The following is a 26,515-nucleotide window of genomic DNA, read 5'->3' as shown; positions in this document are numbered from 1 at the left end:
GCACGAAACCGCGTCGCGTGCTACGCATGAGGAATGGCGAAGGCGACATCGTGGTCGAAACCGGTCACCAAGGCCCTGCGCGCCGACGGCGTCAAGGTGAGCGATCTGAACACATCCGCGACCCCCGGTTTCAAGGGCGACAAGAAGGCCGGCGAGGCGCTGCTCGCCGAGCGCGCCGGAGTGCTCTCGGATCTGCAGGAGAAGCTGTACGCCAACGGCCGTTCCGGTGACACCCGCAGTGTGCTGCTGGTGTTGCAGGGCATGGACACCGCCGGCAAGGGCGGCATCGTCCGGCACGTGATCGGCTCGGTCGACCCGCAGGGCGTGGACCACGCGGCCTTCGGGGTTCCGACGCCGGAGGAGAAGAAGCACCACTACCTGTGGCGCATCCGCAGGAAGCTGCCGCGGGGTGGGCAGATCGGGGTCTTCGACCGTTCGCACTACGAGGACGTGCTGGTCGTGCGGGTGCACGATCTGGTGCCGCCGGACGTGTGGGAGAAGCGCTACGACGAGATCAACCGGTTCGAGCGCAAGCTGGTCGACGACGGCACCGTCGTGGTGAAGGTGGCCATGTTCGTCTCGCTGGACGAGCAGAAGAAGCGGCTGCAGCAGCGCCTGGATCGGGCGGACAAGTACTGGAAGTTCAACCCGAACGACATCGACGAGCGGGCCTTCTGGCCGCAGTATCAGGAGGCGTACCAGGCGGTCCTGGACCGGACCAATACCGATCACGCGCCCTGGTACGTCCTGCCCTGCGACTCCAAGTGGTACTCGCGCCTGGCCATCACCGAACTGCTCATCGACGCGCTGCAGGGGCTGAAGCTGGATTGGCCGGAAGCGAACTTCGATGTCGACGAGCAGAAAAAGCGTCTCGTGAGAGCGTGATCCACGCCCTCCGGGTGAAAATCCGCCGTCAGCCACGGAAAATCGCTCATGGCCGGACACTCGTGGCGACTCGGCGTGCCCGTATGCAGGAATCTCTCAGGTTCGCGGGTGAAGATGGGCGCGCATGTGTCGTGACAACGGGAAGGCGTGGTGGCGCAGAGGTGAGCAAGAAACCGACGGGTAAGAATCCGCTGGCGAACGCGGCGCAGGCCGAGCGCAATCGGAAGATCTTGATCCAGGTGGGTGTGGCCGTCGTCCTGGTCGGACTGATCGCCGCCATCGGCATCACCCTGGCGCTGCGCAAGCACAACGACGACAAGTCCGAGGGCGCCAACACCTTCCACTGGAACGCCGAGCAGGTGAACCTCGTACCCCCGAACCTCACCCCCGACGGCGCCATCCGCATCGACAACACCGCCGTCCCCGCGCCCGACGGCAAGCAGAAGGTGACCGTTCGCGTGGTCGCCGACATGCAGTGCCCGGCGTGCGATATGTTCGAGAACGCCAATGCCGACGCGCTGAAGTCGGCGGTCCAGAGCGGCAAGGCCGCGGTGGAATACAACATCATCACCTTCCTGGACCGTGCCTCCAACGGCAATCAGTTCTCCACCCGCGCCGGCGCGGCCGCCTACGTCATGTACGAGGCCGATCCGGCGAAGTTCCAGGGCTGGCTGGCCGAGATGTACAAGCAGCAGCCGAAGGAGAACGGCAACGGCATGAGCGACGACAAGCTCATCCAGATCGCCAAGGACGCCGGCTACACCGATCCCGCCGTGGCCCAGGCCATCAAGGACGGCAAGTACACCAGCTGGATCAAGACCCAGACCGACAAGGTCTTCGCCACCGGCGTGAAGTCCACCCCGACGGTCTACGTGAACGGCACCCAGGTGCAGGATCCGCAGGCGCTCATGTCCCAGGGCGGCATGACCGCGGTGATCGATAACGCGGCCAAGTGATGATCTCGGCCGGACCCCGCTCGGCCTGGCCGCTGCTGCTCGGTGCGTTGATCGGCTGGGCGGCGTCGGTGACGCTGCTGGTCGAGAAGTTCAAGTCGCTCACCGAGCCGGGCTACAAGCCGATGTGCACCATCGACGCCACCATCTCGTGCACGACGGTGATGGAGTCCAAGTCCGCGTCGATGTTCGGATTCCCCAATCCGATCATCGGCGTGATCGGCTTCTCGGTATTCGTCACCATCGCGCTCCTGCTGGTGTGCGGAATCTCCTTGCCGCGCTGGTTCTTCGGCGGCATGTGGCTGGGCCTGCTGGTCGGTGTGGCGGCCGTCGGCTGGCTGGTGTGGGACGCGACCTTCGAGATCCACGCGCTGTGCCCGTGGTGCATGGTGGTCTGGACGATCACGCCGGCCATGTTCGCCATCGTGACCGGACTGCTGTTCGGCCGTTCCCGCGGACTGCTGCAGGTCCTGGTGGAATGGCGGTGGACGCTGGTCGCCATCTTCTACGCGGTGGTCATCCTGATCGTGTACATCCAGTTCCAGTCGTACTGGAACGCGAAGTTCTAATTGGGCGGGCCCACGGTGAGCGTCACGTTCACCGTGCGGCGCACGCCACCCTGGTCGCTGACCTCGAGCCGCACCACATCGTCGGGTCTATGGGCGTTGAGTGCGGCTTTCAGCATTTGCGAATTGGTGATCGGGCGGTCGTCGAGGGCGGTGATGGTCTCGCCGTCGACCAGGCCGGCCGCGTAGGCGGGCAGACCGTAGATCGCGACGTCGATGCGGGCGCCGGTGGGCTGCGCGTCGGAGGTGAGAATGCCCAGCGTCGCGGTGGGGCCGATGTGGACGGTGTCGGTCGGTGTGCCGGAACGGATCTGGCGGACCACGTTCATGGCGGTGTCGATCGGGACGGCATAGCCGTTGGGCCCCTTGCCCAGCGACTTCTGCAGGTCCCCCGAGGCGGCGGTGACCACGCCGATCACCGCGCCGAAGCGATCCACCAGCGCGCCCCCGGACTGCCCGGCGACCACCGCGGCCGCCACCTCGATCATGCCGTGCAGCGACTTTCGCGACAGGTCGGCCGCATTGCGGGCCACGATGGCCGAGTCCAGATTGGTGATCGGGCCGCCGACCGCGGTCGGGGAGCCGGTGCCGCCCGCATTGCCGATCGCCAGCACGTCGTCGCCCAGGTGCAGCGGCGCGGAGCTGCCGATGTGGGCGACCGGGAGCCCGTCCGCACCGGTCAGATCCAGCAGGGCGATATCGGCCCCGGAGTCGTATCCGGCGACGGTGGCGGTGTAGGTCGCGCCGGTGCCGACATCCGAAACCGTCACGGCGTCAGCGCCTTTGATGACGTGATGGCTGGTGAGGATCTCGCCGTCGGCGGTGAGCACGATGCCCGAGCCCGCCGCGCCCAGACCGTAGGGGCGGATGGCGGCGGTGATGTTCACCAGCGACGGCTCGGCCACCCGCGAGACCAGGTCGACATCCAGCGGCGGCAGCGAGGGGCCGACGAGGCTCGCGCTGGTGGAGTCGTCGGCGAAGGGCCAGCGTGGCAGTTCGCCTCGGTAGCACAGGAATCCGGTGAAGCCGAGGAGCGCGGCGATCAGCAACGCCGGCCAGCGGCGGCCCCGGCCGTGAGGTCTACCGTCGTCCACGAACCCCTCCCGACTGCGGTTCGCCCGCCGGCTCGAGCTGTATCTATTGGTGTACCAGTATTTCAGTGGCTCAGGGCGGCAACGAACAACATGGCGAGCACCCCGGCCAGTGTGCACAGCAGCGGTCCCTTGGCGGGTTTGCCGGCATGTGCCTCGGGCAGGATATCGGCCGTGGCGAGGTAGAGCAGGAAACCCGCGAAATAGCCCAGATAGAGGCCGACCAGTTCCGTCGGCACCCTCACCAGGGTGCCGATCACCGCGCCGACCACCGGGGCGACGGCGTCCAGGACGAGCATGACCACGGCCCGCCTGCGGGCATTGCCGTAGAGCGTGGTGAGGGTGAAAGTGTTGAAGCCGTCGGCGAAGTCGTGGCAGATGACCGCGATGGCCACCGCCGCGCCCACCGCCGCGCCGGCCTGGAAGCCGAAACCGATACTCAGACCGTCCAGCATGCTGTGGAAGACCAGGCCGCTCGCGGCCAGCAGGCCCAGCGAACTGAAGTCGTGACCGTGCTGATGGGCGGCGTATTCGTCCTCGTAGCCGGTGTGAATGGCCATCGACCGCTCGAGAATGTGCACGGTGAAGAAGCCGACTACCGCGGCCAGCAGCGGAACCGGGACGCCGAGCACGATCCGGTCGTCGGCCTCGAGGGATTCCGGCATCAGGTCGAAGGCCACCACGCCGAGCATGACGCCCGCGGCCAGACCCAGCACCAAGCGCTTGCGATCACCGATGCGGGCCGCGGTCAGACCCCCGATCAGCGTGGCGCACATCGAGAACAGGGACAGCAGGATCGCCATCGTGCCAGCATGCCGACCGTTTGCCGATCGATCGCCGTGCCGCGCCGCGCATGATATATCCGACCCCGGTTGGTGCCCGCCCGAATGCGGGAGTAGGCATGAGTGCATGACCACAGCTGCCGCATATGCCGTATCCGCCCCGGATGGCACCTTCGAGAAGATCGCCATCGAACGTCGCGACCTCGGGCCCCACGACGTGCTGATCGACGTGAAGTACGCGGGCATCTGCCACTCCGACATCCACACCGCCCGCAACGAATGGCGAGGCACCGCCTACCCGTGCGTGCCCGGGCACGAGATCGCGGGCATCGTGGCCGCGGTCGGCTCCGAGGTCACCCGGCACCGGGTCGGCGACCGGGTGGGCGTGGGCTGCCTGGTCGACTCGTGCGGGCACTGCGAACCGTGTCTCGCGGGGGAACAGCAGTACTGCCTCAACGGCGCGGTCTGGACCTACAACAACCCGGTGCCCGCCGAGCAGCAGGCGGGCGGGCGCACCCTCGGCGGGTACTCCACGCAGATCGTGGTGACCGAGGGCTTCGTGCTGTCCATTCCGGAGGGCATCGGGCTCGACGAGGCCGCGCCGCTGCTGTGCGCGGGCATCACCCTGTTCTCGCCGCTGCGGCATTGGAACGCCGGGCCGGGCAAGAAGGTCGCCATCATCGGCATGGGCGGGCTCGGGCACGTGGGCGTGAAGATCGCCGCGGCCATGGGCGCGGAGGTCACCGTACTCAGCCACTCGCTGTCCAAGCAGGAGGACGGGGTCCGCTTCGGCGCGCACCACTACTACGCGACCAGCGAGCGCGAGACCTTCAAGAAGCTGCGCGGGTCCTTCGACCTGATCATCAATACCGTCTCCGCCGATCTGCCGATCGAGGACTACCTGCGGCTGCTGCGCCTCGACGGCAGCCTGGTGGTGCTGGGCCTGCCCGAAAACCCGTACACCGTGCGGGCTTCCACCATCGCGGGCTTCCGCCGCTCGCTGGCCGGATCGATGATCGGCGGTATACCGCAGACCCAGGAGATGCTGGACTTCTGTGCGGCGCACGGCATCGGCGCGGAGATCGAGGTGATCTCCGCGGACCGCATCGGTGAGGCGTACGACCGTGTGGTCGCCTCCGACGTGCGCTACCGCTTCGTCATCGACGCCGCCACCATGTGAGACCGCCCGGGTGTTCGCGCCGAGCTGTGCCGGCGCGAACACCCTTGCGGCGTCATCCGGCGGACAGAGAAAATCGCGGCTGATCAGCACCATTGTTTTCACGGTAACGACTTCCCGGAACCATGAAAGCCCAAGGAGCAGATCACATGTCGACCGTTGCCAAGCGTCTGGTGGCCGTCACCGCGGCCGCGCTGTTCGCCCTCCCGGTGGGCGCGGGTGTCGCCTCCGCCGTGCCGGCCGGGACGGGTGTCGCCCGCGCCGATCACGATGAGTGGTACCACTACTACTGCGATCGCGACAGCTACTACTACAACTGGTACTACTGCTGGGATCACTACCGCGACTGGTATCAGCGCGACCGCCGCTGACCTCGAATGACACCACGAACCACGGTGTGGCGGTAGCGGATCCGGCGGCAGTGTCGCCGCCGGTCGCTCGATGGCCGAGCCTTTCGCTACTGCCCGGCCTGCTCGCGCAGGGCCGCCTTGGCCGCGTCCTGCACCTTGTCCACCGCGCCCTCGAACTTGCCGTCGGTCTGCTCGTCGATCAGATCGCCGGCTTTGTCGATCAGCGGCTCCAGCTTGTCGGCGTGCTGGCCCGCCAGCTCCGCCGCCTTGCTCGCCGCATCCTTCAACTGGTCGAACATGCCCACGATCCACACTCCTGTCTCGAAAACGCTTCGCTGACAGGCTAACCGCGCGGGTGCGCGGCACCGGCGATCAGTTCGCGGGCGGCGGGCTGAAGACGCCGAACGCGTTGCCCGAGGTGTCGAGGATCTTGGCGAAGACCAGCCCGTTCTTGGCGGTGACGGGCTGCTGGTCGACCTTGCCGCCCGCCTGCTCGGCCGCGGCCAGGACGGCGGGCACGTCCGCGACCAGGACATAGAAGATGGCGTGGTTGCCGGAAGGGTCGTCGGTGTGGGCGATTCCGCCCGCGGGCATATCGCTGCCCGGGTACGTGACCAGATCGTAGGTGCCGTCCTCGTCCGGGTCGGCGGCGAAGTTCCAGCCGAACAGGCTGCCGTAGAACTCCTTCACCCGCTCGGGCTCGTCGCTGCCGACCTGGAACCAGGCGACGGTGTTGAAGGGCGGAGTGCTCATGTCTGTCTCCCCTGAGTCATGGTGTATTCGCTTGCCACACCACGATCACTCCGGCCGACGACAACCCCCTGTCGGTGTTTCCGAACTCATCCGAGGGAAATCATCCGCACCTCGTGCACCGGCTCGCCGGGCCGGCACATATCGATGGTCCGCTCCGGTCCGGTCCACTCCGTCAGCTCGATGCCCTTCATGCGATCGAGCCGGAAATTGCGCGGTTCGTCGCGCAGCCGGCACCAGCCCAGCAGGTACCAGCCATTGCTGCCGTGCAGCAGCGCCACCGGCTCCACCTCGCGCTCGCTGAGCGAGCCCGCGGCGTCCAGATACTCGATGCGCAGTACGCGCCGCGCCACCACGGCCTGCTCCACCTCCGGCGGCACGGGCATCGGTGCGATGTACTCCGGCGACTCCAGCAGTCGCACGCGCCGGGCCAATTCCCGTGCGGTGTCCGCATTCCGCTGCGACATCGCGGCCAGGATCTTGCGCAGCGCGCTCTGCCCGGCGGCGGCGAACGGACCGTCACCGGCCCGCGCCACGGCCACCGCGAGCGCCACCGCTTCGGCCGCCGTGAAATTCAACGGCGGCAACGACATCGACTTCTCCAGGGCATACCCACCCCGCCGCCCCACATCGGCGTAGATGGGCACCCCCGACTGTTGTAGCGCGCTGATGTCCCGCTCGACGGTGCGCACGCTCACCCCGTGGCGCGCGGCCAGTTCCCGTGCGGTCCGCAGGCGCGGCGACACCGCCCGCAACTCCTCGACAATCGCGTAGAGCCGATCCGTGCGGTTCACGCCCCACACCGTAACGACCCCCACCGACAGATTCAGTTGCCCGACTTCCAGGGCGGCTCCTGGTTCGGGCGATCGCCCTTCTGGTCGTAGGAGTCGTAGTACTGCTTGGCGGTCACCGGATCGTCGGCCGGCTGATCGCCTTTTTCGCTCGGGTCCATCGCCACTACCTTTCTCGAAATCCTGTGGACAGCACGCTAATCCGCAGTTCATGACCGATTCGTGACGAGCGCGGCCCGGATCCCCCGGGAATATCCGGGCCGCCCCGATCGATGGCACTGGACATGAGCGACTTCGAGATCGCAGAGCTGAAGGACCGCGTCGTCCTGATCACCGGTTCCACCGACGGTCTGGGCCGGTACCTGGCGACCACTCTCGGCGCGGCGGGCGCGCGGGTGATCGTGCACGGCCGCGATCGCGACCGGGCCGCCGAGGTGGCCGCCGAGATCGTCGCGGCGGGCGGCCCGGAACCCTGGGTGATCACCGCGGACCTGTCCCAGCTCGCCGAGGTCGATCGGCTCGCCGACGAGGTCGTCGCCCGCACTCCGCGACTCGACGTCCTGGTCAACAATGCCGGCATCGGCTTCGGCAGTCCCGGGGCGCCCCGTGAGCTGACTCCCGACGGCATCGAATTGCGCTGGGCCGTCAACTATCTCGCCGCCTACCGGCTCGGCCGCCGCCTGCTGCCCCTGCTCGTCGCCGCGGCTCCGGCGCGCATCGTGAACGTCGCCTCGCTGGGCCAGCTGGATCTCGATTTCGACGATCTCAACCTCGATCGCGGCTATGACGGCGTCACCGCGTACCGTCGCAGCAAGCTGGCCATGATCATGTCCACCATCGACCTGGCCGCCGAGCTGTCGGGCACCGGCGTCACGGTGAACGCGCTGCACCCCGCGACCTTCATGGCCACCACCATGGTCACCGAATCCGGCGTCGCCCCGGCGAGCACGGTCGCCGAGGGCGGCGAGGCCACCCTGCGGCTCATCGCCGACCCAGCCCTGTCGGGCACCACCGGCGAATTCTTCAACGGCCGCAGCCTGTCCCGGCCGCTCCCCCAGGCCGAGGACCCGCAGGCCCGCCGACGATTGCGCGAGGCCACCGACGCCACCCTCACGGCCGTCCGCGGCTGAGCACTGGCCGGATCTTCACGGAAAGCGGCAATCAGGCCACTCGTCCACCCCGGCGGCCGGTGCGATCGTGAGGTGATGAGCGAAAATACCTGGCCCGTCCTGGAATTGCGCCGATACACCCTGCACCCCGGCGGCCGGGACACCTTGATCGACCTGTTCGACCGGGAACTCCTCGAGCCGCAGGAGGCCCTCGGCTGCCGAATGCTCGGACAGTTCCGGGACGAGGACGACCCGGATCGTTTCGTATGGCTGCGCGCGTTCACGGACATGGTCTCGCGGCTGGACGTCCTGCGACGCTTCTACCTCGAGAGCGAGACCTGGCGCACGCACGGAGCGGCGGCGAGCGCCACGATGATCGACGTCACCGACGTGCTGCTGCTGCGGCCGATCCCCGGCGGCGAGCTGCCGGTGCCGGGAGAACGCGCGGCCGACGACACCCTGACACCGGCCAGTGGTCGCGTGCAGGCGACCGTGTATCACCCGAATATCCCGATCGCCGAGTTCACCGACTTCTTCGAGCAATCCGTCACCCCCGCACTCCGCGCGGCCGGGATCGAGCCGCTCGGACGGTACGAGACCGAGCCCGCGCCCAACGACTTCCCCCGGCTGCCGATCCGTGAGGGGGAAACCGTTTTCGTGTGGTTCACGCTTTTCCGCGATGCCGATCAGCGGACCGAAAGCCTCGCGGCCTTGGCCGGTAACCCGCTGTGGAACAACGACATTCGCCCGCGGTTGGACAAATACCTGGCCGCACCCGAAAAGGTCCTGCGATTGACCCCGACGGCGCGTAGCGCGCTGCGCTGAGCGCGCGACGCTCCGTCGGTAGACCTACTGCCTCAGGCGGTTTCGCTCGCGGCGGCCTCGGCCCGGCGGCGGACGCGACGGGCGGCCGCCACCATATTGCGCAGGGACGGGTCCAGCTGCCAGTGGTGACGGGTCTTCAGGCCGCCGTCCGGGTTGGCCCACAGGCGTTCCGGGGTGACGGCTTCGGCTGCGGCGGTGAGCAATTGGTCGAGCTCGTCGATGTCCGGGATGCGGGCCGAGCGGGACTCGTACACACCGGGGCCGACGCCGTGGGTGAGGCCGCGGCCCTCGGCACAGTCCTCCTTGAGCGCTTCCAGCACCCACTCGATGGAGCGGGTGGCCACGATGGCGGTGACGTCGGCGTCGAGTTCCTCGATGGCCGCCACCACGTCGCCGCGGCTGGAATAGCCGATGTGCGTGTGGATCTGGGTTTCCGGCTTGACGCCGGAGGTGGCCAGCTTGAACGCGCCCACGGCCCAGCGCAGATATTCGGCCTGGCCTTTCTTGCGCAGCGGCAGCAGCTCGCGGATGGAGGGCTCGTCCACCTGGATGATGGCGATGCCCGCCTTCTCCAGGTCCACGACCTCGTCGCGGATGGCCAGCGCCACCTGGTCGGCGGTCTCGTAGAGCGGCTGGTCCTGGCGCACGAAGGAGCGGGCCAGCATGGTGACCGGGCCGGTGACCATGCCCTTGACCGGCTTGTCGGTCAGCGACTGGGCGTAGGCGGTCCACGACACCGACATGGGCTCGGGGCGCGACACGTCGCCGTACACGATCGGCGGTCGCACGCAACGCGATCCGTACACCTGCACCCAGCCGAAGTGGGTGGTGGCGAAGCCGTCGAGCAGCTCCGCGAAGTACTGGATCATGTCGTTGCGCTCGTGCTCGCCGTGCACGAACACGTCGAGGCCGATGTCCTCCTGCAGGCGGATGGTCGACTCGATCTCGGCCTCGATGCGCTTGCGGTAGTCGTCGTAGGACAGCTTGCCCTGGCCGAGATCGTGGCGGGCCTGGCGGGCCGCCTCGGTCTGCGGGAAGGAGCCCAGCGTGGTGGCGGGCACCAGCGGCAGCGCGAGCTTGGCCTGCTGCGCGAGCTTGCGCGTCTCGTAGGGTTCGCGCACCCGCATCTGCGGGGTCACGGCGTAGACCCGCTGGCGGACCGCGTGCTTCTGTTTGAAGTGCACCGAGGTCGGCTTCTTGCGCCACTTCTCCGAGGGGCCCTCGGTGAGCGCCTTGGCCAGCGAAACCACTTCCAGGACCTTCTGTTTGGCGAAGGCGAGGCGGTCGGCGACGGGGCCCTCGAGCTCGTATTCGACGAGCACGTCATAGGGCACGTGCAGCAGCGTGGTGCCGGTCGACACCACCATGTCGGGGCAGACCTGGGCGAGCTTGTTGAGGTACTCCAGGGTCACGTACCGGTCGGCGCGCCACACATTGGTGCCGCTGATGACGCCCGCGTAGAGACGCTTGCGCTTGATACCCGGGATCTTCGCCAGTTCCTCGGGCACCACGCGGTGGCTGGCCAGGTCGAGTCCGATGGCCTCCACCGAAGTGCGGCACAGGATTTCGATGGCCTCGCCGAAGTCGCCGTACTGGCCGGTGACCAGCATGCGCGGGCGCAGCGGGGCCTTGGACAGCTGCTGGTAGGTCTTCTCGAACAGCTCCAGGGTGGACGGCGAGCGGTCGCTGGTGAAGCAGGGCTCGTCCAGCTGCACGCAGGTGGCGCCGCGCTTGGCGAGGATCTCGAACAGTTCCTCGTACACCGGTAGCAGCTTGTCCAGCAGCACCAGCTTGTCGAATTCGGTCTCGCCGGGGACGTGTCCGGTCTTGGACAGCAGCAGCAGCGACAGCGGGCCGAGGATCACCGGCCGCAGTTCGATGCCGACGGCCTTGGCCCGGTCGAATTCGTCGAGCAGCGCCTCGGGGTGCAGCGAGAATTCGGTGTCGGTCTCGAGCTCCGGCTGCCGGTAGTGGTAGGGCGTGTTCAGCAGCTTGACCAGCTCGAGCGGCGGCAGGTCAGGCCGGCCGCGAGCCATCAGGAAGTAGAAGTCCAACGGGTCCAAGCCTTCTCGATAGGGCTCGAACCGCTTGGGGACCGCGCCGAACAGCAGCGCGTTGTCGAGGATGTGGTCGTAGAAGGAGAAGGTGTTGCCGGGGACCTGCGTCAACCCGGTGGCGGCCAGCTCCCGGTACTGGCTGTCCTGAATATCGCGACCGACGGCCAGCAGCTCGTCACGCGAAAGCGTGCCGTGCCAATACGACTCCAGTGCACGCTTGAGTTGCCGGTGTTCGCCGATGCGCGGGTAGCCCAGGATGCTGGACCCGAACCCGTCGGTGACGTTGACCATCTGAACGGACACTCCTTCCGAGCTGCCGGTCCCGAACGACCTGATTGCAGCTTATGCCCGGTTGTGGTGGACGCCGCCACATGCCCGGCGGCGCGCACCTAAGGGAAAAGACTTCGGTGCTCTTCGGTGGAAAAACACGATGCGCTCACGCGACCACCCGCGTGAGCGCATCGAAACGCCATGGAAAGGCTCAGATCACGCGCGGTTGTACTGGTAGAAGCCCGCACCGGCCTTCTTGCCGAGCAGACCGGCCTCGACCATGCGCGAGAGCAGCGGGGGCGCGCTGTACAGCGGCTCCTTGAACTCCTCGTACATGGAGTCGGCGATGGACTTCACGGTGTCGAGGCCGACCAGGTCGGTCAGCGCCAGCGGGCCCATCGGGTGGGCGCAGCCCAGCACCATGGCCTTGTCGACGTCTTCCTTGGTGGCGAAACCGGATTCGACCATGCGGATGGCCGAGAGCAGGTACGGCACCAGCAGCGCGTTGACCACGAAACCGGAGCGGTCGGCGGAGCGCACGACCTGCTTTCCCAGCACGTCGGCGGCGAACTGCTCGGCGCGCTTGGTGACGGTATCGGTGGTCTTGAGAGTGGTGACCAGCTCGACGAGCGGCAGCACCGGCACCGGGTTGAAGAAGTGCATGCCCACGACCCGTTCCGGATTGTTCGTGGCCACGGCGATCTTCATGATCGGAATGGAGGAGGTGTTGGAGGCCAGCACCGCGTTCGGATCGGTGACGACCTTGTCGAGTTCGGCGAAGATCGCGGTCTTCACTTCCTCGTTCTCCACGACGGCCTCGACCACCAGCTGGCGGTCGGCGAAGTCGCCGAGGTCGCTGGTGAAGCGCAGTCGCCAGGCGGCCTGCTCCCGCTCGCGCTCGGTGATCTTGCCGCTGGACACCCCGCGGTCCAGCGACCGCAGGATGCGGGCACGACCGGCGGCGGCGAGTTCACGGGTCTGCTCGAAAACGAGCACATCGACGTGTGCCCGGGCGCAGACCTCTGCGATGCCCGCACCCATCTGTCCCGCGCCGATGATGCCGACACGCTGAATCTTCTCTGTGCTCACGGTCCCGCTCCTGCTCTTTGGCCGTCGTGGCTGTGGATGAAGGCGTCGTATAACTGAACGACCCTGCGCCTTCTTAAGGTCTCGAACTGCGTCTATCGAAAAACGGTGTTACGAAAAACGTTATAAGGAAATGCCCTCCCCGCCGGGGCTGTCGACGGGAAGGGCGGGGTGGACTCGCCGAGAGAGGCTTGCCATCTCTCTCGGCGAGTCCTGAGGTCCCGCAGCGGCCGAAGGTGTGATGCGACTACCGCTCCGGGTTTGTCCTCGGAACCTGAAGTGGCTCAGCCGTTTCCGGTGAGCCGCCTCGGGTGGCTCAGTGGAACTGGCCCTCTTCGGTCGAGCCCTTCAGCGCAGCGGTGCTGGTGTTGGGGTCGACGGTCGTGGCGATGGTGTCGAAGTAGCCCGCGCCGACCTCACGCTGGTGCTTGACGGCGGTGAAGCCACGCTCGGCGGCGGCCTTGAACTCGCGCTCCTGCAGGTCGACGAAGGCGGTCATGCCCTCGCGGGCGTAGCCGTAGGCCAGGTCGAACATGCCGTAGTTGAGCGAGTGGAAGCCGGCCAGGGTGATGAACTGGAACTTGAAGCCCATGGCGCCCAGCTCACGCTGGAACTTCGCGATGGTCGCGTCGTCCAGGTGCGCCTTCCAGTTGAAGGACGGCGAGCAGTTGTAGGCCAGCAGCTGGTCCGGGAACTCGCCGCGGACGGCCTCGGCGAACTTGCGCGCGACCTCGAGGTCCGGCACGCCGGTCTCCATCCAGATGAGGTCGGCGTAGGGGGCGTAGGCCTTGGCACGCGCGATGCAGGGGTCGATGCCGTTGCGGGTACCGAAGAAGCCCTCGGCGGTGCGGGTGCCGTCCAGGAACTCGCGGTCGCGCTCGTCCACATCGGAGGTGATGAGGGTGGCGGCCTCGGCGTCGGTGCGGGCGATGATCACCGACGGCACGTCGGCGACGTCGGCGGCCAGACGCGCGGAGGTCAGGGTGCGGATGTGCTGCTGGGTGGGGATCAGCACCTTGCCACCGAGGTGGCCGCACTTCTTCTCCGAAGCCAGCTGGTCTTCCCAGTGCACGCCGGCCGCGCCGGAGGCGATCATGGCCTTCTGCAGCTCGTAGGCGTTCAGCGCGCCACCGAAACCGGCCTCGGCGTCGGCGACGATCGGGGCCAGCCAGTTGGCGACCGAGGTGTCACCCTCGACCTTGGCGATCTCGTCGGCGCGCAGCAGCGCGTTGTTGATGCGACGCACCACGGCCGGAACCGAGTTGGCCGGGTACAGCGACTGGTCCGGGTAGGTGTGGCCGGACAGGTTGGCGTCACCGGCGACCTGCCAACCGGACAGGTAGATGGCCTTCAGGCCCGCGCGAACCTGCTGCACGGCCTGGTTACCGGTGAGGGCGCCCAGGGAGTTGATGTAGTCCTCGTTGTTGACGAGATCCCAGAGGATCTCGGCGCCACGACGAGCGAGGGTGTGCTCCTCGACGACGGTGCCCTGCAGCTTCACGACCTGCTCGGCGGTGTAGTTGCGGGTGACGCCCTTCCAGCGGGGGTTGGTGTCCCAGTCCTGCTGGATTTCCGCAGCGGTCTTCGGGGTGCCGACCTTCGACATCTCTGACTCCACTTCTTCGTTCGGTCTCGGTAAGCCCCGCGAGTCGAACCCGGCGCCTGGGAGCTTCGGATGTTCGACCACTGCTGGAGCGGCAATTTGCAGACTTGCTAGGCCCGCGAGGTGTACTTCCACACGATGGCACAGGAAAAAATGTGCGTCTACCTGTTGCAAGTGTGAATCCCCGCTAGCTTTCGCCTGCATCTTGCTAATGCTGCGAAATTTGCTTGCGAATAGCAGCGGTGGAATCTACTCGCCGGTAGGCCTGACATGCGGTTTTGCATAACGCCCGTACTGTTTGCGTGACGGGGGCCACCGGTGCGTGACGCGCCGACGGCCGCCGAGATGTGAGCACCTTCACAGTCATTCTGATCTTGATGCTTGTGAGCCGAGCCACCGGGGTCCGCAATTCAGACCATCCGGTCGACTTGGACCTTGAGATCTAGCAACGCTAGACAACGTCGGCCTCACTTGTTATCGTTGCTTCAGTTCCTAGCGATGCTAGATTTCAGTGGAAAGAGACAGACCGATGCTCATCCTGACCGGCCAGATCCTCGCCGTACTCGCCGTTCTCGCCAATGCCGTCGTCTACGGCACCGACTGGTCCGTCGCCCTGGTCACCCGGTCGGTCTATCGCGACCACCTGGACGACGCCACGGTGACGATCAGCGCCGGGTGGGGCCACTACTACGGCGACAAGCGATTCCCGATCTTCGGGGCCGGCGGCGTCATCACCGCGGTCCTGACCCTGGGATTCGCGATCGCCGCGGGTCACCTCGGCGCGGCCGTGGCCGCGGGGATCGCGCTCCTCGCGCTGGTCTCCTGGCTGGCCTGCTACGTCCTGATCGCCAAGCCGATCAATACCGTGCAGACCGCCGCCGCCCAGACCGGAGTGATCCCCGCCGATGCCCGTGCGCTGCAGAACAAGTGGGACAGCATCCTCAATGCCCGGGTGGCCCTGCAGACCGTGGCGCTGACCGGGCTGCTCGTCGCACTGGTCCTGTTCTGAGCACCGGACGCCCGCCGGACGGGTCCGGCCCACGCGAAGGCCCCGCACCGAATCCGGTGCGGGGCCTCGTGTTTCCCGGCGACTCGCGATCGCCGGGCCGCCCGCCGATGCGCACCCCTCCGGCTCACCGGCGGGACGTTCTAACCGGTCGGGCCGTAGCAGAACGGTGCGCAGGTTCCGGCGACCGCGGCGGGCGGGGTGTGCGTCGGGACCGGGTCGGTGCCGACGTGGAATCCGCCCGAGGTGGCGACGGCGAGGGTGATCGCCGCCCCGGCCGCCAGCACCGCTCCGAAGCAGATCAGGAACCAGTCCGGCTGGAAGCGCCGCCGGAACAGCAACAGCACCGCGATCACACCGAGTTCCGTGAACTGGACGACGTGGATATTCACCGGATCACCTGCTGCGCCACGCAATTCCGCGACTCGAACTCCGACGCCCGGAATTCACCGCCGCGCAGCGCCAGCAGGCACATCGCGTCCGTGAGTTCCAATTCGAGTTCCTCGGCGTACAATCTCGCGACCAGAAGATCCGATTCGGAGTTCAGGCTGACGAATTCGCTGAGAATCAGCTCCGCGAGCCGAACACCGACGAGGGCCTGGTCCCGGCTCAGCCGCCGGTGAGTGGGCAGGTAGGACAGTATCCACGTGCCCCGGTCCGGCCCGGGAACATCGATCCGGAACGCCGCTTCATCGACCAGATCGCTGGTGACCAGCCACTCCGACACCTGAATAGCCATGTGGGAACTCCCTTCTGCCCCATCGACCGAGCCGCCGGTCGACCTGCTTTCAGAATGCGGAATTCGGGTCACCGGTTCACGAAGTGGACAGCGAGAACTTTCGCAATTGAGACACGATGCTTGACCTGGTGAAACGACCGCTGCTACCAAGGAATTGGCAATTACCGGGGGCGGATTTCTCGGCGGCGTGGCCGGGACTGCGGCGGCCCCGCTGCGCGTACGGGGCCGGGCCCGATCGGAGGCAGGGATGAGTCCACGTCATCCTACGACGAGAGCGGAACGACGTCGTCTTCGAGATCGCCTGGCGGACACCGGATTGTCCGATGCGCAACTGCTTCCGCTGCTGGTCGGCGAGCTGCGGCAGCTGGGACTGCGGCCGCGGGCGGCGTGGCGCTACGCGGCCGGGCTGGCGCGCACCTGCGGCCGCCGCGAGATCGCCGAACTGACCCTCGAGGACGTGGCCGAGGAATTCAACGAACACCGCACCGATCGGCGCAGAAGCGTTCAGGGCAACCAGATCTCGTACTTCGAACGCTGGCCCGCGGTGCGCAACGGCACGCGGCTGACCATCGAGATCCTGGAGGTCCTGGCCGCGGTCTACGGCACCACCTGGGACGAGCTGGTCGACACCGAGGATCTGGAACACATGGCCCCCGGTGACGTGGACCGCTTCCGGGACGCCGTCGCGCGCCGCCTGACCATTCGAGCCGGCGCGCCGATCGCGGATCTGCCTCCGCGCGAACCGAATTTCATCGGCCGCAGGGAGGCGGTGGAGGAGCTGGGTCAGCGGATAGCCACCCACCGCCGCGACCGCAACGCGCCGTCCGTGCACGTCATTCACGGGCACCCCGGCGTCGGCAAGACGGCACTCGCCCGCTTCGCCGAGTCCCTGTTCGCACCGCGCTACCCCGACGGCCGAATCTGGGTCGATCTGCACGGCTACACCCCCGGCCAGGAACCGCGCGAACCCGCCGACGTGCTCGAGCAGCTCCTGCTCGAGATCGGCGTACCCCGCGAGACCATTCCGCCGGACCTGGCCCGCCGCTCCGACAAATGGCGAAACGCCATGCGCGCGAAGCAGATGTACCTCACCTTCGACAATGCGCCGGACAGCGATCACGTCCGCGACCTGCTGCCCCTGTCCCCCGGCAGCCTGGTCGTCATCACCAGCCGCACCCATCTGACCAAGCTCTCCGGCGCCGACCCGCTTCCGCTCGAGGCGATGAACAGCGTCGAGGCCGAGCAACTGCTGGTCCGCTTGGCCGGTCTGCCTCCGGGCTACGACCGGGAGGCCGCCAACCAGATCGTCCGCACCGCGGGGAATCTGCCCTTGGCCCTCAAGCTCATCGCCGGTCACATCGCCTACCACGGCGAGAGCATGCTGGCCTCCTTCGCCACCGATTTCGCCGAGCTGACCGAGCGCAACAAATCCGCGGAACGGGCCGGGGACTCACCCGCCCGCCACATCCTCGACAAGTTCAGCGCCGAGGACGAATCGGTGCGCACCGCCTTCGAGATGTCGTATCGCCGCCTGCGCGATCCGGACCTGCAACGCCTGGTCCGGCTGCTGGGTTCGTTCCCCGGTTCGGAGATCACCGCCGAGATCCTGGGCGCGATGGCCGCGATCTCGCTGGACGAGGCGAAGAACCTGATCAACCGGCTGTTGGAGGCGGGCCTGCTGGATGCGGTCGCCGGACCCAACCACCCGTCGCGGTATCGGATGCACGATCTGAACCGGCTGTGCGCGCAGCTGGAGGCCGAACTGGAACGCCAGCCCGAGGATCGGCGGGTGATGGTCGAGCGGATCGTCGGCCACAGCCTGTCGGTGGCGCGACAGGCGGCGACGTTGCGGCCCTTCGACTCCGCGGGCAGCCGCCACATCGCGACGAGCTCGCTGGATGCCGCCGCGCATGCCCGGGAGTGGCTGAGCCGGGAACGCGAGCTGCTGCTCGGCTGCCTGCCGCTGGCCGGAATATCCTCGGACACCGCCGAATTGGCGCGGCTGCTGGCCTGCCATCTGTGCAGCCTGGGATATTGGTCGGACGCGGACCGGCTCTACGATCAGGCCGCGAGCATCGCGGACCAGCTGGCCGAGCCGGTCGGCCGGGCCTGGGCGGTGCTGGGCCTGGGTCGAATTCAGCGGCTGCGCGGCAATCACGAGAAGGCCGCGATCCTGTTCCAGGAGGTCCATCGCACCGGAGTGACGTTGTCGGACCGCCGGATACAAGTCGAATCCCTGTGTGAGCTGGGGCAATCCGAATGGGTGACCGGACTCTACGGGGACGCTCGCGCGCATTTCCAAGAGGCCCTGGGGATTTCGCGGGAGTTCGGCCACAAGCAGACGGAATGCGATGCGCTGGAGGGTCTCAGCCAGGCCGAACGGATGGCGAGCCGATATCAGATGGCGGAGACGTACTCGAAGGAGGCGCTGGCCATCGCGGCCGAACTCACCGATCTGGAACGGCTGGGCACGGCCCAGTGGGGCTATGCCGAGGTGGTCCGGCTGTGGGGCCGGTTCGACACCGCGAAGGAGCGGTATCTGATGGCGCAACGCATCGCGCGCAGCATCGAGCACCGCAAGATGGAGGGGGATGCCCTGCGCGGGCTCGGCCATGTCGAGCGGATGGTGGGGAACGTCGATACCGCGCGCAAGCGCTACGAGTCGGCGCTGGAGATCGGCCGTCGCATCGGGGACCAGTACAGCGCGGAATGGTCGCTGTGGGGCCTGGGCAATCTGGCGCGTGCGCGCGGCGACCACGAGGAGGCCCGCGACTGCTTCCGGGAGGCGTATGTGATCGCCAAGCTCATCGACGACCCGCTCGGCCAGATCCATACCCTGCGCGGCCTCGGGCACACCTATCGCCAGCAGGTCGACCGGACGGAAACCGAGAACTACCGGATGGCGCAACGCAATTACGAAGAGTCTCTGTCGATCGCCGAGCGGATCGGCGACCAGCTGGGCACGGCGGACGGCCTGCGCGCGCTGGGCAAACTAGCGGTGCGGGTCGGCGATCACGACACGGCGAAGGACATGCTGGACCGGGCGTACCAGCTCTACGCCGAGATCGAGTCGCCCTGCGCCGAGCTGTTGCGCATCGAACGCGCGAAGCTCGGCTGTTGATGAACTGCCGGACCGAGCTGAGGTGCGGACGCTGAGGAACCCCCTCCGATCCTCAGCGCCCGCCCGCGTCCGTCGGTCAGCGCAGCGCTCGCCGCGATGCCGATCGGACCGATTCACCCTCCTGGTCGGGGTGGCGGTCGCGGCCGCTTTGGCGTAGTGCCAGCAGGCACATGGCGTCGGTGACGCTGAGGCCGAGCATTTCCGCGTGCAGGGCGGCGACCTCCTCGTCGAATTCGCCTCGGGGGCGGAGTAATCCGATCAGGATCATCTCGGCCAGCACCACGCCGGCCATTGCCTGCTCGCGAGTCAGCCGCCGGTAGGTGGGCAGATAGCTGAGTACCCACCGGCCGCGATGTTCCTCCGGTACATCGATGCGGAAGGCTACCTCGTGTGCTACGTCCGAGGTAATCATCCAATTCGAATCCTGCACCATTGATCAGATCCTTCTCTCGATCGCGGACCCGTCCCCCGCGCCCGTGCTGGTCTCTCAATGATCGCGAAGAGGCGAGCGCCGTTCGATCCCATGGCGTTTCGCGAATTCTTGGCGCATCACGCGTCCTTGACCAGGTGAAATATGCGCGGTACCAAGGAAATGTTCACAACTTCGGGGGAAGGTTCCGTGGCATGCGGCAGAGCAGGGGGAACGGGGATACCGATGAGGTCAAGGCGGAGGCCCGCGAAGAGCTGCGCGGGGTGCTGCTCGGTATCGGGTTGCGGGAGAACGAGTTGCTGGAACCACTGGTCGCCGAGCTGCGGTTCCGGGGCTGCCGGCCGCGCAAGTCCTGGCGTCTGGCGAACGAATTCACGCAGCAGCAGGTCGCGGCCGAGTTCAACCGGCTGACGGGGAAGCCGAACGCGCCCATGAAGGCGGCGCGGATCTCGGAGTACGAGTCGTGGCCGGTGCCCCGGGGGACCGGACGCATGCATCCGCGACCCACCCTGGAGGTGCTGAAGAATCTCGCGGCCATCTATAGGACCAGTTGGGATCGATTGGTGGACACCGCCGATCTCGCGCAGATGCCCAGCGCGGAGGTCGCCGCCTACCGGGCGGTGGTGTCGCGGCGCACCACGGCGCTGGCGCGCTGGGTGGCCCCGGAGACCATCCGCAACGACGTCTCGGGACGGTCCGCGCGCTGGCGGCACGAGATGCGGGATCGGCGCTCGCTCATCGTGTTCGACAACGCGCTCGACTCCAAGCAGGTGCGGGCCCTGCTGCCGGAGGCACGCGAATCCGTCCCTCTCCCCGATCGGATTCAGGAAGACCTCCGCCGCCTCGGTTTCGGCTGCTGATCCGGATCGCCGTTCGGCAACGACATATACACGGCCCGATACCGGCACCGTATCGAAATCGAGGATGCTCGTGATGTCCTTGCATCAGTGAAAGCCATTGCCTACCAATGAGATAGGTGCCGGACGCGGGAGTTTACAACGCGACCGGTAGGGAGGATCTGATGGTGACACACAATCACAATTCCGTCCGTGAGCGAGTTTCCGGCCCGGGTTGTGGTGGATCGGACCCCGGCGGTGTCGGCGAGGACGCGCTGCGATGGCTGACCGCGTTGCTCGGCGACGTCGGACTCGCCGACCGTGAGCTACTGGAACCTCTTGCGACAGAGCTCATCCGACGCGGCTGTCGGCCACGTAAAGCCTGGCGGCTCGCGAATCGCCTCAACCAGAATCAAGTTGCCGAGGAGTTCAACCGGATCTCGACGGACAACGGCACGAAGACCGACGGCGGCATGAAGGCACCGCGTATCTCCGAGTTCGAATCCTGGCCCGAGCTCAGCCCCACGGGCAAGCGACGGGCGAGGCCGACCGTCCGATCACTCACGATCCTGGCCACCATCTATAACACCACGTGGGATCGGCTGGTGGACATCGACGACCTGAAGGAGCTGTCCACGGCCGACCAGGCCGCGTATCGGGCCGCGGTGAAACAAAGCCGATCCGGACTCGCCACCCGCAGCGCCATTGCCCTTCTCCCAAGCGAGGGTGTGCCTTTCGTTGGCCGCAAGGCGGCGATGGCCGAGTTGCGCGGCGCGATCGACGACCATTCCCGGGGCGAGCGTGGCACGCTGGTGATCACCGGACTGGCAGGGGTGGGCAAGACGACGATCGCCCGCCAAGCCGTACAGGAGTTCGCGGACCGCTTCCCGGATGGCGTGGTCTGGCTGGACCTGCACGGCCACGATCGGGAATGCGTTCCACGTCGCGCCGAGCATGCCCTGGAGCAGTTGCTCGTGGAGCTCGATGTCAAACCGGCGACCATTCCAGGCGGGCAGGCCCGCTACGCGGAGCGCTGGCGTTGGGAGGCGGGCCGTCGCCGGATGCTGATCGTGCTGGACAACGCCTTGGACAGCAGACAGGTCCGGCCGCTGCTGCCGCAGTCAGCCGGCTGTTTCGTAGTGGTCACCAGCCGCCGGCCACTGACCGGATTGGTCGGAGTACGCCGATTGCATTTGGAGCCGATGGAATTGGCGGAGGCCGAGGAGCTGCTCGTCACGCTCGGCAATCTCGGTCCCGGCTACGACACCGATGCCGTACATCGAATACTGCGCACCTCGGGCGGGTTGCCCCTGCCGATTCGGCTGCTGGCAGGACAGCTCGCTCATCACGGCCCGGGCATGCTGACCGCGATCGCGGGCGATTTCGCCAGTCAGGCCGAGCGGCTGGCCGGACACCTGGCGACGGATCCCGCTGGCAGCGGGGCGGCGAATCGCATCCTCGACCAGTTCGCAGCCGAGGACGAATCCGTGCGGGCGGCATTGGATCTCTCGTACCGGGAACTGCCGGACGAAGCCGCCCAGCGCACGCTGCGGCTGCTCGGCTGGTTCCCTGGTTCCGCCATCTCGGCCGAGACTTTGGCGGCCATGCTGGACCCGGAATGGAATATGCCGGATCCGGCGGTACAACTGCGGCAGTTGTTCGAGGGTGGTTGGCTCGATCCGGTCACCGGCCGTCCCGGTCGACTGCGATACCGGATTCACGATCTGTCCCGCCTGTACGCACGCAGCCTCGCCGATGCCCTGGGCACATCGGCCGAGCATGCCGCCGTGATCGGCCGATTGCTGCGGCACTATCTGGGCGAGGCGCTCGAGATCGAGCCGCCGCAACCGGCACGCCCATTCGGCGCGAACAAAGGCCTTCCACCGCAACGACAACCGAGTCGCCGCCCGGCGGTGGCCCGCGCTCGTGACTGGTTGGTCGACGAGCACGACTCCTTGCTCGCCTGCATTCGAATCGCCGCACTCGACGCCGATACCGCGGCCCTGGCACTGCTGGTCGGAACTCAGCTTTCCGCACTCGGATATTGGGCTGACGCCAGGGAGATGTTCGAGCTCGCACATCTGATCAACACGAACCTGGACGATCGGGTCGGTGCGGGCGATGCCATGTACGGCCTGGCGAATGTGCTGCGGTCGGTCTGTGACTACGCGGGCGCCGCGCGGTGGTTCGAATCTGCGCTCGATATCGCAACGGAAATCGGCGATTCGGCCAGAGTCGCCAGTATTCTCGGCTATCACGCCGAAGTCTGCCGCCACCAGGGCCTTTTCGACATTGCGCTCGCCGAGTCCCTGCAGGTACTCGAACTCGCGCGAGCGTTGGGCGATCCGCTACTGGAATGCGACGCGCTGCGAAATTACGGCCACCTCGAACGAATCGAGAAGAGATCGGAGTCCAGCCACCGTCTCTACATCCAGGCGTTGGGCATGGCGCTGCAGATCGGAGATCGATACGGCGAGGGATGGGCGCTGTGGGGGCTGGCCATTCTCGACCGAGAGCAGGAGATGTTCGCGGCGGCTTGGGAGAAGCTCGAACGTGCCAGAACGATCGCCACCGAACTTCACGACACCTGGCTGGAGGTCGACACGATTCGCGGTATGGGGCACATCCATCGCGAAAGAGGTGAGCACGCCTCCGCCCATCTCCGCTACAGCGACTCGTTGACGCTCGCCGAGCAGACCGACGATTCGCACGGCCAAGCCGACGCTTGGAGAGCGCTGGGCCACCTCGCCCTGCTGACCAATGACGCCGAGCATGCCCGCGAATGCCTGAGCAAGGCGCTGGCAATGTACGAGCCGATCGATGTGATGCTCTTCGATGAGGTCCAGAGGGAGCTGCACGAATTCGGTATGGATGCCCCGGGTTCGGTTGCCTCGCCGGCTGGGCGACGACCCGACGAGCAATCCCTAACAGTCGCTTGATCAGCGAAGGCGGGCGGGCGGGATTACCCTGCTCGCGTGAACCCTGAACGCTGCGACGGCATTGTGCTCGCGGCCGGTGCCGGGCGGCGTTATGGGATGCCGAAGGTGCTGGCCGAGGGCGGTGCTTGGCTGCGTACGGCGGTGACGGCGTTGCGGGCGGGTGGGTGCGAGCGAATCTTCGTGGTGCTCGGGGCAACCGGGCCGGCGCGGCGGGCGGCCGATGGGCGCTGGATGGTGTCGGAGTCCGCGGGCATCGCGCTGCCCGCGGACGTTCGCCCGGTGTGGACCGCCGAGTGGGAGATCGGCGTGAGCGCCTCCATGCGTGCGGGGTTGGCGGCGGCAGCAGCACCCGGCATCAGCGTCCCCGCGGGCCGCACGCACGGCCTCGGGATGGAGGAAACAGCCGGTCATGCGGCATATCAGCCCACCGCACCGAGGATTTTCGACATGCGGAAGACTGCTGTGCGGAATTCCGACACGGAGACTTCCCTCGTGCGGAGTTCCACGATGCCGGGCTCGGCGCACCCGGCCGGAGCGAGCGCGGGCGCGGACGGATCCGATGGCCGGGGGCGGGACGGGGCCGAGATCCTCTGCGGCGAAACCGGACTCGCGGCGGACGGTGCGGGCGTGATGGACGGCGAGCGTGCGCCCGCTGCGTTCGTGGCGATCATGCCGGTGGATACGCCGGATGTCGGCCCCGAGGTGGTGGCCCGGGTGATCGCGGCGGCGCGGGCGAGTGAGAGTCGGTTGGCGCGGGCGTTCTTCGGGACGACGCCGGGGCATCCGGTGGTGCTGGGGCGGGAGCACTGGGCGGGGGTGCGCGCGAGCGCGGACGGAAATTCGGGGGCGGGCATTTATTTGAGGCAACGAGCGGATATGGTGTGCGTCACGTGCGATGACCTCGCTACGGGGATCGATCGGGATCATCCGGCGGATGGCGCACTGTGATCGGGAGCGTGTGATGCGGGAAATCGTCGACGACCTACTTCGGGTGTGGCACAGCGGGCGAACCGGCGGGTTGGCCACTCTCGTTCGGACGCAAGGCGCTACGCCGGTGCCGGTGGGCTCGGCCATGGTGGTGGATGCCGACGGACGGGCCTTCGGGTCGATCTCGGCGGGCTGTGCGGAGGCCGCCGCCTACGAGGCGGCCATGGAGTCCGCGCAGACCGGGCGGCGCGGGCTGCACCGGTTCGGGCCGGGCAGCGGACTGGACGCGCAGATGGACTGCGTCGGGACGCTGGATGTGTTCACCGAGCCGTTCTCGCGCCGGCATTTCCCCGAATTCCCCGATGTGGCAGCCGATGTCGCGGCCCAGCGACAGGTGACCGTCTTCACCGTGGTGTGGCATTCGGACCCGGACGTGATCGGGCAGCACCTGATCACCGACCGCAAGCACGGCACCGAACTGGTGTCGCTGCCGGACTCGGACGTCTTCGTGTCCTCGTTCGCGCGGCCGCCGCACCTGATCCTGGTGGGGGCCAACACCTTCGCGGGCGCGCTGGCCACTCAGGCCAAGCTGCTCGGCTACCGGGTGACCATCGTCGACGCCCGCCCGACCTTCGCCAATGCCGCGGCCTACCCGGGCTGCGAGGTGGTGGTCGACTGGCCGCACCGCTACCTGAACACCCTGGCCTCGGCGGGCGAGATCGACTCCAACACCGCGATGGTGGTGCTCTCGCACGACCCGAAGTTCGAAATCCCGCTGCTCACCGTGGCTTTGCGACTACCCGAGCTGGGGTACCTGGCCGCGCTCGGTACCTCGGCTTCTCACGCGCATCGACTGGAGGCGCTGCAAGCGGGCGGTTTCAGCGACGACATCCTGGCCCGCCTGCACTCCCCCGCCGGACTCGATGTCGGCGCGCGCACCCCGGCCGAGACCGCCGTCGCGATCGCCGCCGAACTGCTGGCGGTGCGCAACGGGACCTCGGCCGAGCCGCTGTCCGCCTCGCCGGGTCAGGGCAAGCGGCACGTGCAACTGGTGCGCTGAGCCACTTCGGTTCCGGTCACTTCAGTTCCGGGTGCTCGGCGAAGACCTCCTTGAGCACCGACAGGTCGAACAGCTGGTTCGCCTTGATGTCGATCTTGGCCTTGCCCAGTGCGGCGATGTTCTGCGCGATCAGATCATCGGTCATGGTGAACAGCCCGTTGGCCTTGGTGTCGGCCGAGACCACCAGCCCGTTCTGCGCCGCCGCCTCCATGGTCTGTTCCTTCTGTTCCAGCCGCTGGTCCTTGCCGTACACCTCGACGGCCAGCCGCGCCGACTCGTCCGCGCTGGCGACGGCGTCCTTCCAGCCCTTGACCTCGGCCATCAGGAACGCCTTCAGCTTCTCGCGCTCGGAGTCGATGGTCTTCTGGCTCACCGTCAGCGTCTCCGCCACCAGCGGCAGCCCGTAGTCGGCGAACAGGAAGTTCACATTCTGGAATCCCTTGGACGCCAGCGTGATCGGCTCGTTGGTGGCATAGCTGACCCAGCCGTCCACCTCACCGTTGGCCAGCGGGGTGGGGTCGAACTGCGCGGGCACGATGGTGACATCGCTGGGCGACATGCCGTTGGCGGTCAGCAGGGCGTTGAAGATGAGCTGGTTGGTGTCCTGCACACCGATCTTGCGGCCCTTCATGTCCTGCGGATTGACGATGGGCTTCTTCGCACTGCTCACGATGCAGAAGGGATTCTTCTGATACGTGGTGCCGACGATCTTGGCGGACAGCCCCTCCAGGACGGCGGGCGCGGTGGTCTGCGGCGCGGACATGCCGATCCAGATCTTGCCGGTGCCCAGTCCGGCCTCCACCGACGTGCTGGCCGCGCCGCCCGCGATCAGGTTCACCGACCCGAATCCCGCGTCCTTGTAATAGCCCTTGGAGTCGGCGAAGTACTCACCGGCGAATTCGATGTTCTTGAGCCAGGACAGCTGGACGGCCACCGTGCCGTACTTGGAACCGTCGGCACTGCTGCCGTTTCCGCCGCCCGACGAACTCGAACCGCAGGCGGCCAGCACACCCGCGCCACCGGCGGCCACACCCGCCAATCCCGCATAGCGGAAGAAGGATCGCCGACCCATGGACAACTGCGAGGCCGGACCCGGCCGGAACAAACCACTCATGCGGGAAATGTAGGCGGTTTCGATTTCGAATATTTTGCTTTTCCGCAG

26 protein-coding genes are annotated in these 26,515 nt (G+C 67.2%); 13 read left to right on the top strand and 13 right to left on the bottom strand.

Annotated features, from left to right (window positions below):
* Positions 1 to 33 precede the first annotated feature (33 nt).
* From GPX89_RS40875 to GPX89_RS40865, 3 genes are all read left to right on the top strand, one after another.
* Positions 34 to 885: a polyphosphate kinase 2 family protein gene (locus GPX89_RS40875; protein ID WP_157393158.1), complete on the top strand. Its 852-nt coding sequence runs from the start codon at positions 34 to 36 to the stop codon at positions 883 to 885.
* Positions 886 to 1,046: 161 nt separating this feature from the next.
* Complete coding sequence (locus tag GPX89_RS40870) at positions 1,047 to 1,841, top strand: DsbA family protein (RefSeq protein ID WP_328602890.1); 795 nt, start codon at positions 1,047 to 1,049, stop codon at positions 1,839 to 1,841.
* Positions 1,841 to 2,407 carry a vitamin K epoxide reductase family protein gene (locus tag GPX89_RS40865; RefSeq protein ID WP_157393265.1) on the top strand — a complete coding sequence of 189 codons (567 nt, stop codon included), beginning with the start codon at positions 1,841 to 1,843 and terminating at the stop codon, positions 2,405 to 2,407. The genes GPX89_RS40870 and GPX89_RS40865 overlap by 1 nt, the downstream gene beginning before the upstream one ends.
* Here the strand turns inward: GPX89_RS40865 and GPX89_RS40860 are convergent.
* Both GPX89_RS40860 and GPX89_RS40855 read right to left on the bottom strand, forming a co-directional pair.
* Entirely contained in the window at positions 2,404 to 3,498 is a 1,095-nt protein-coding gene (locus tag GPX89_RS40860; RefSeq protein WP_328602889.1) for a S1C family serine protease, read from the bottom strand. The genes GPX89_RS40865 and GPX89_RS40860 overlap by 4 nt on opposite strands.
* Before the next feature lie 62 nt (positions 3,499 to 3,560).
* Entirely contained in the window at positions 3,561 to 4,298 is a 738-nt protein-coding gene (locus GPX89_RS40855; RefSeq protein WP_157393156.1) for a ZIP family metal transporter, read from the bottom strand.
* A 106-nt stretch (positions 4,299 to 4,404) separates the two neighbouring features.
* On the opposite strand from GPX89_RS40855, the gene GPX89_RS40850 reads away from it, so the two are divergent.
* Both GPX89_RS40850 and GPX89_RS40845 read left to right on the top strand, forming a co-directional pair.
* The gene (locus tag GPX89_RS40850; RefSeq protein WP_157393155.1) at positions 4,405 to 5,457 is read left to right on the top strand and encodes an NAD(P)-dependent alcohol dehydrogenase; all 1,053 of its coding nucleotides are present in this window, start codon (positions 4,405 to 4,407) and stop codon (positions 5,455 to 5,457) included.
* 146 nt (positions 5,458 to 5,603) lie between these two features.
* On the top strand, positions 5,604 to 5,825 hold the full coding sequence (locus GPX89_RS40845) for a hypothetical protein (protein ID WP_157393154.1): 222 nt from the start codon (positions 5,604 to 5,606) through the stop codon (positions 5,823 to 5,825).
* Positions 5,826 to 5,911: 86 nt separating this feature from the next.
* On the opposite strand, the gene GPX89_RS40840 is transcribed toward GPX89_RS40845, so the two are convergent.
* The 4 genes from GPX89_RS40840 to GPX89_RS45710 form a co-directional block, all read right to left on the bottom strand.
* On the bottom strand, positions 5,912 to 6,103 hold the full coding sequence (locus GPX89_RS40840; protein WP_157393153.1) for an antitoxin: 192 nt from the start codon (positions 6,101 to 6,103) through the stop codon (positions 5,912 to 5,914).
* Positions 6,104 to 6,176: 73 nt separating this feature from the next.
* Positions 6,177 to 6,557 carry a VOC family protein gene (locus GPX89_RS40835; protein WP_157393152.1) on the bottom strand — a complete coding sequence of 127 codons (381 nt, stop codon included), beginning with the start codon at positions 6,555 to 6,557 and terminating at the stop codon, positions 6,177 to 6,179.
* Positions 6,558 to 6,643: 86 nt separating this feature from the next.
* Positions 6,644 to 7,348: a helix-turn-helix transcriptional regulator gene (locus GPX89_RS40830; RefSeq protein WP_198347831.1), complete on the bottom strand. Its 705-nt coding sequence runs from the start codon at positions 7,346 to 7,348 to the stop codon at positions 6,644 to 6,646.
* A 32-nt stretch (positions 7,349 to 7,380) separates the two neighbouring features.
* Positions 7,381 to 7,506 (bottom strand): hypothetical protein, encoded by a 126-nt coding sequence (locus GPX89_RS45710; RefSeq protein ID WP_268893465.1) that lies wholly within the window; start codon positions 7,504 to 7,506, stop codon positions 7,381 to 7,383.
* A gap of 123 nt (positions 7,507 to 7,629) precedes the next feature.
* Here GPX89_RS45710 and GPX89_RS40825 point away from each other — a divergent pair, with 123 nt between their 5' ends.
* Together GPX89_RS40825 and GPX89_RS40820 are read left to right on the top strand one after the other, a co-directional pair.
* Positions 7,630 to 8,475: an SDR family NAD(P)-dependent oxidoreductase gene (locus GPX89_RS40825; protein ID WP_235949249.1), complete on the top strand. Its 846-nt coding sequence runs from the start codon at positions 7,630 to 7,632 to the stop codon at positions 8,473 to 8,475.
* 75 nt (positions 8,476 to 8,550) lie between these two features.
* Entirely contained in the window at positions 8,551 to 9,279 is a 729-nt protein-coding gene (locus GPX89_RS40820) for a putative quinol monooxygenase (RefSeq protein ID WP_157393150.1), read from the top strand.
* 32 nt (positions 9,280 to 9,311) lie between these two features.
* Here the strand turns inward: GPX89_RS40820 and metE are convergent, their stop codons facing one another.
* The 3 genes from metE to aceA all read right to left on the bottom strand — a co-directional run bounded on the left by metE (position 9,312) and on the right by aceA (position 14,298).
* Positions 9,312 to 11,627, bottom strand: a complete 2,316-nt coding sequence (gene metE, locus GPX89_RS40815; protein ID WP_157393149.1) for a 5-methyltetrahydropteroyltriglutamate--homocysteine S-methyltransferase — start codon at positions 11,625 to 11,627, stop codon at positions 9,312 to 9,314.
* A 195-nt stretch (positions 11,628 to 11,822) separates the two neighbouring features.
* Positions 11,823 to 12,695, bottom strand: coding sequence for a 3-hydroxybutyryl-CoA dehydrogenase (locus GPX89_RS40810; RefSeq protein ID WP_040813688.1), 873 nt, complete (start codon positions 12,693 to 12,695; stop codon positions 11,823 to 11,825).
* A gap of 313 nt (positions 12,696 to 13,008) precedes the next feature.
* Positions 13,009 to 14,298, bottom strand: a complete 1,290-nt coding sequence (aceA, locus tag GPX89_RS40805) for an isocitrate lyase (RefSeq protein WP_157393148.1) — start codon at positions 14,296 to 14,298, stop codon at positions 13,009 to 13,011.
* Between the two features lie 526 nt (positions 14,299 to 14,824).
* On the opposite strand from aceA, the gene GPX89_RS40800 reads away from it, so the two are divergent.
* A complete protein-coding gene (locus GPX89_RS40800; RefSeq protein ID WP_157393147.1) occupies positions 14,825 to 15,304 on the top strand; it encodes a DUF1772 domain-containing protein in 480 nt (159 codons plus the stop codon).
* A 140-nt stretch (positions 15,305 to 15,444) separates the two neighbouring features.
* Here the strand turns inward: GPX89_RS40800 and GPX89_RS40795 are convergent, their stop codons facing one another.
* Both GPX89_RS40795 and GPX89_RS40790 read right to left on the bottom strand, forming a co-directional pair.
* A complete protein-coding gene (locus tag GPX89_RS40795; RefSeq protein WP_157393146.1) occupies positions 15,445 to 15,693 on the bottom strand; it encodes a hypothetical protein in 249 nt (82 codons plus the stop codon).
* On the bottom strand, positions 15,690 to 16,040 hold the full coding sequence (locus tag GPX89_RS40790) for a hypothetical protein (protein ID WP_157393145.1): 351 nt from the start codon (positions 16,038 to 16,040) through the stop codon (positions 15,690 to 15,692). The genes GPX89_RS40795 and GPX89_RS40790 overlap by 4 nt, the downstream gene beginning before the upstream one ends.
* Positions 16,041 to 16,356: 316 nt before the next feature.
* Between GPX89_RS40790 and GPX89_RS40785 the strand changes: the two genes are divergently transcribed.
* Positions 16,357 to 19,161, top strand: a complete 2,805-nt coding sequence (locus GPX89_RS40785; protein WP_198347830.1) for a tetratricopeptide repeat protein — start codon at positions 16,357 to 16,359, stop codon at positions 19,159 to 19,161.
* A 76-nt stretch (positions 19,162 to 19,237) separates the two neighbouring features.
* On the opposite strand, the gene GPX89_RS40780 is transcribed toward GPX89_RS40785, so the two are convergent.
* Positions 19,238 to 19,573 (bottom strand): hypothetical protein, encoded by a 336-nt coding sequence (locus tag GPX89_RS40780; RefSeq protein WP_157393143.1) that lies wholly within the window; start codon positions 19,571 to 19,573, stop codon positions 19,238 to 19,240.
* Positions 19,574 to 19,785: 212 nt separating this feature from the next.
* On the opposite strand from GPX89_RS40780, the gene GPX89_RS40775 reads away from it, so the two are divergent.
* The 4 genes from GPX89_RS40775 (at position 19,786) to GPX89_RS40760 (ending at position 25,353) form a co-directional block, all read left to right on the top strand.
* Entirely contained in the window at positions 19,786 to 20,451 is a 666-nt protein-coding gene (locus tag GPX89_RS40775) for a hypothetical protein (RefSeq protein ID WP_157393142.1), read from the top strand.
* Positions 20,452 to 20,612: 161 nt separating this feature from the next.
* A complete protein-coding gene (locus tag GPX89_RS40770; protein WP_157393141.1) occupies positions 20,613 to 23,366 on the top strand; it encodes a tetratricopeptide repeat protein in 2,754 nt (917 codons plus the stop codon).
* A gap of 36 nt (positions 23,367 to 23,402) precedes the next feature.
* On the top strand, positions 23,403 to 24,314 hold the full coding sequence (locus GPX89_RS40765) for a nucleotidyltransferase family protein (RefSeq protein WP_157393140.1): 912 nt from the start codon (positions 23,403 to 23,405) through the stop codon (positions 24,312 to 24,314).
* A 13-nt stretch (positions 24,315 to 24,327) separates the two neighbouring features.
* Positions 24,328 to 25,353, top strand: a complete 1,026-nt coding sequence (locus GPX89_RS40760; protein WP_157393139.1) for an XdhC family protein — start codon at positions 24,328 to 24,330, stop codon at positions 25,351 to 25,353.
* A 16-nt stretch (positions 25,354 to 25,369) separates the two neighbouring features.
* On the opposite strand, the gene GPX89_RS40755 is transcribed toward GPX89_RS40760, so the two are convergent.
* Complete coding sequence (locus GPX89_RS40755) at positions 25,370 to 26,467, bottom strand: ABC transporter substrate-binding protein (RefSeq protein WP_157393138.1); 1,098 nt, start codon at positions 26,465 to 26,467, stop codon at positions 25,370 to 25,372.
* Between the last annotated feature and the right edge of the window lie 48 nt (positions 26,468 to 26,515).

It is taken from the genome of Nocardia terrae (assembly GCF_009760405.1).
GTDB lineage: Bacteria > Actinomycetota > Actinomycetes > Mycobacteriales > Mycobacteriaceae > Nocardia > Nocardia terrae.
This window is presented reverse-complemented; position numbering and strand designations above follow the sequence as displayed.

Coding starts and splice junctions, on each gene's coding strand:
- GPX89_RS40875 (WP_157393158.1), top strand. CDS start 34: ATGGCGAAGGCGACATCGTGGTCGAAACCGGTCACCAAGGCCCTGCGC.
- GPX89_RS40865 (WP_157393265.1), top strand. CDS start 1,841: ATGATCTCGGCCGGACCCCGCTCGGCCTGGCCGCTGCTGCTCGGTGCG.
- GPX89_RS40855 (WP_157393156.1), bottom strand. CDS start 4,298: ATGGCGATCCTGCTGTCCCTGTTCTCGATGTGCGCCACGCTGATCGGG.
- GPX89_RS40850 (WP_157393155.1), top strand. CDS start 4,405: ATGACCACAGCTGCCGCATATGCCGTATCCGCCCCGGATGGCACCTTC.
- GPX89_RS40845 (WP_157393154.1), top strand. CDS start 5,604: ATGTCGACCGTTGCCAAGCGTCTGGTGGCCGTCACCGCGGCCGCGCTG.
- GPX89_RS40840 (WP_157393153.1), bottom strand. CDS start 6,103: ATGTTCGACCAGTTGAAGGATGCGGCGAGCAAGGCGGCGGAGCTGGCG.
- GPX89_RS40835 (WP_157393152.1), bottom strand. CDS start 6,557: ATGAGCACTCCGCCCTTCAACACCGTCGCCTGGTTCCAGGTCGGCAGC.
- GPX89_RS45710 (WP_268893465.1), bottom strand. CDS start 7,506: ATGGACCCGAGCGAAAAAGGCGATCAGCCGGCCGACGATCCGGTGACC.
- GPX89_RS40825 (WP_235949249.1), top strand. CDS start 7,630: ATGAGCGACTTCGAGATCGCAGAGCTGAAGGACCGCGTCGTCCTGATC.
- GPX89_RS40820 (WP_157393150.1), top strand. CDS start 8,551: ATGAGCGAAAATACCTGGCCCGTCCTGGAATTGCGCCGATACACCCTG.
- metE (WP_157393149.1), bottom strand. CDS start 11,627: ATGGTCAACGTCACCGACGGGTTCGGGTCCAGCATCCTGGGCTACCCG.
- aceA (WP_157393148.1), bottom strand. CDS start 14,298: ATGTCGAAGGTCGGCACCCCGAAGACCGCTGCGGAAATCCAGCAGGAC.
- GPX89_RS40800 (WP_157393147.1), top strand. CDS start 14,825: ATGCTCATCCTGACCGGCCAGATCCTCGCCGTACTCGCCGTTCTCGCC.
- GPX89_RS40790 (WP_157393145.1), bottom strand. CDS start 16,040: ATGGCTATTCAGGTGTCGGAGTGGCTGGTCACCAGCGATCTGGTCGAT.
- GPX89_RS40780 (WP_157393143.1), bottom strand. CDS start 19,573: ATGATTACCTCGGACGTAGCACACGAGGTAGCCTTCCGCATCGATGTA.
- GPX89_RS40775 (WP_157393142.1), top strand. CDS start 19,786: ATGCGGCAGAGCAGGGGGAACGGGGATACCGATGAGGTCAAGGCGGAG.
- GPX89_RS40770 (WP_157393141.1), top strand. CDS start 20,613: ATGGTGACACACAATCACAATTCCGTCCGTGAGCGAGTTTCCGGCCCG.
- GPX89_RS40760 (WP_157393139.1), top strand. CDS start 24,328: ATGCGGGAAATCGTCGACGACCTACTTCGGGTGTGGCACAGCGGGCGA.
- GPX89_RS40755 (WP_157393138.1), bottom strand. CDS start 26,467: ATGAGTGGTTTGTTCCGGCCGGGTCCGGCCTCGCAGTTGTCCATGGGT.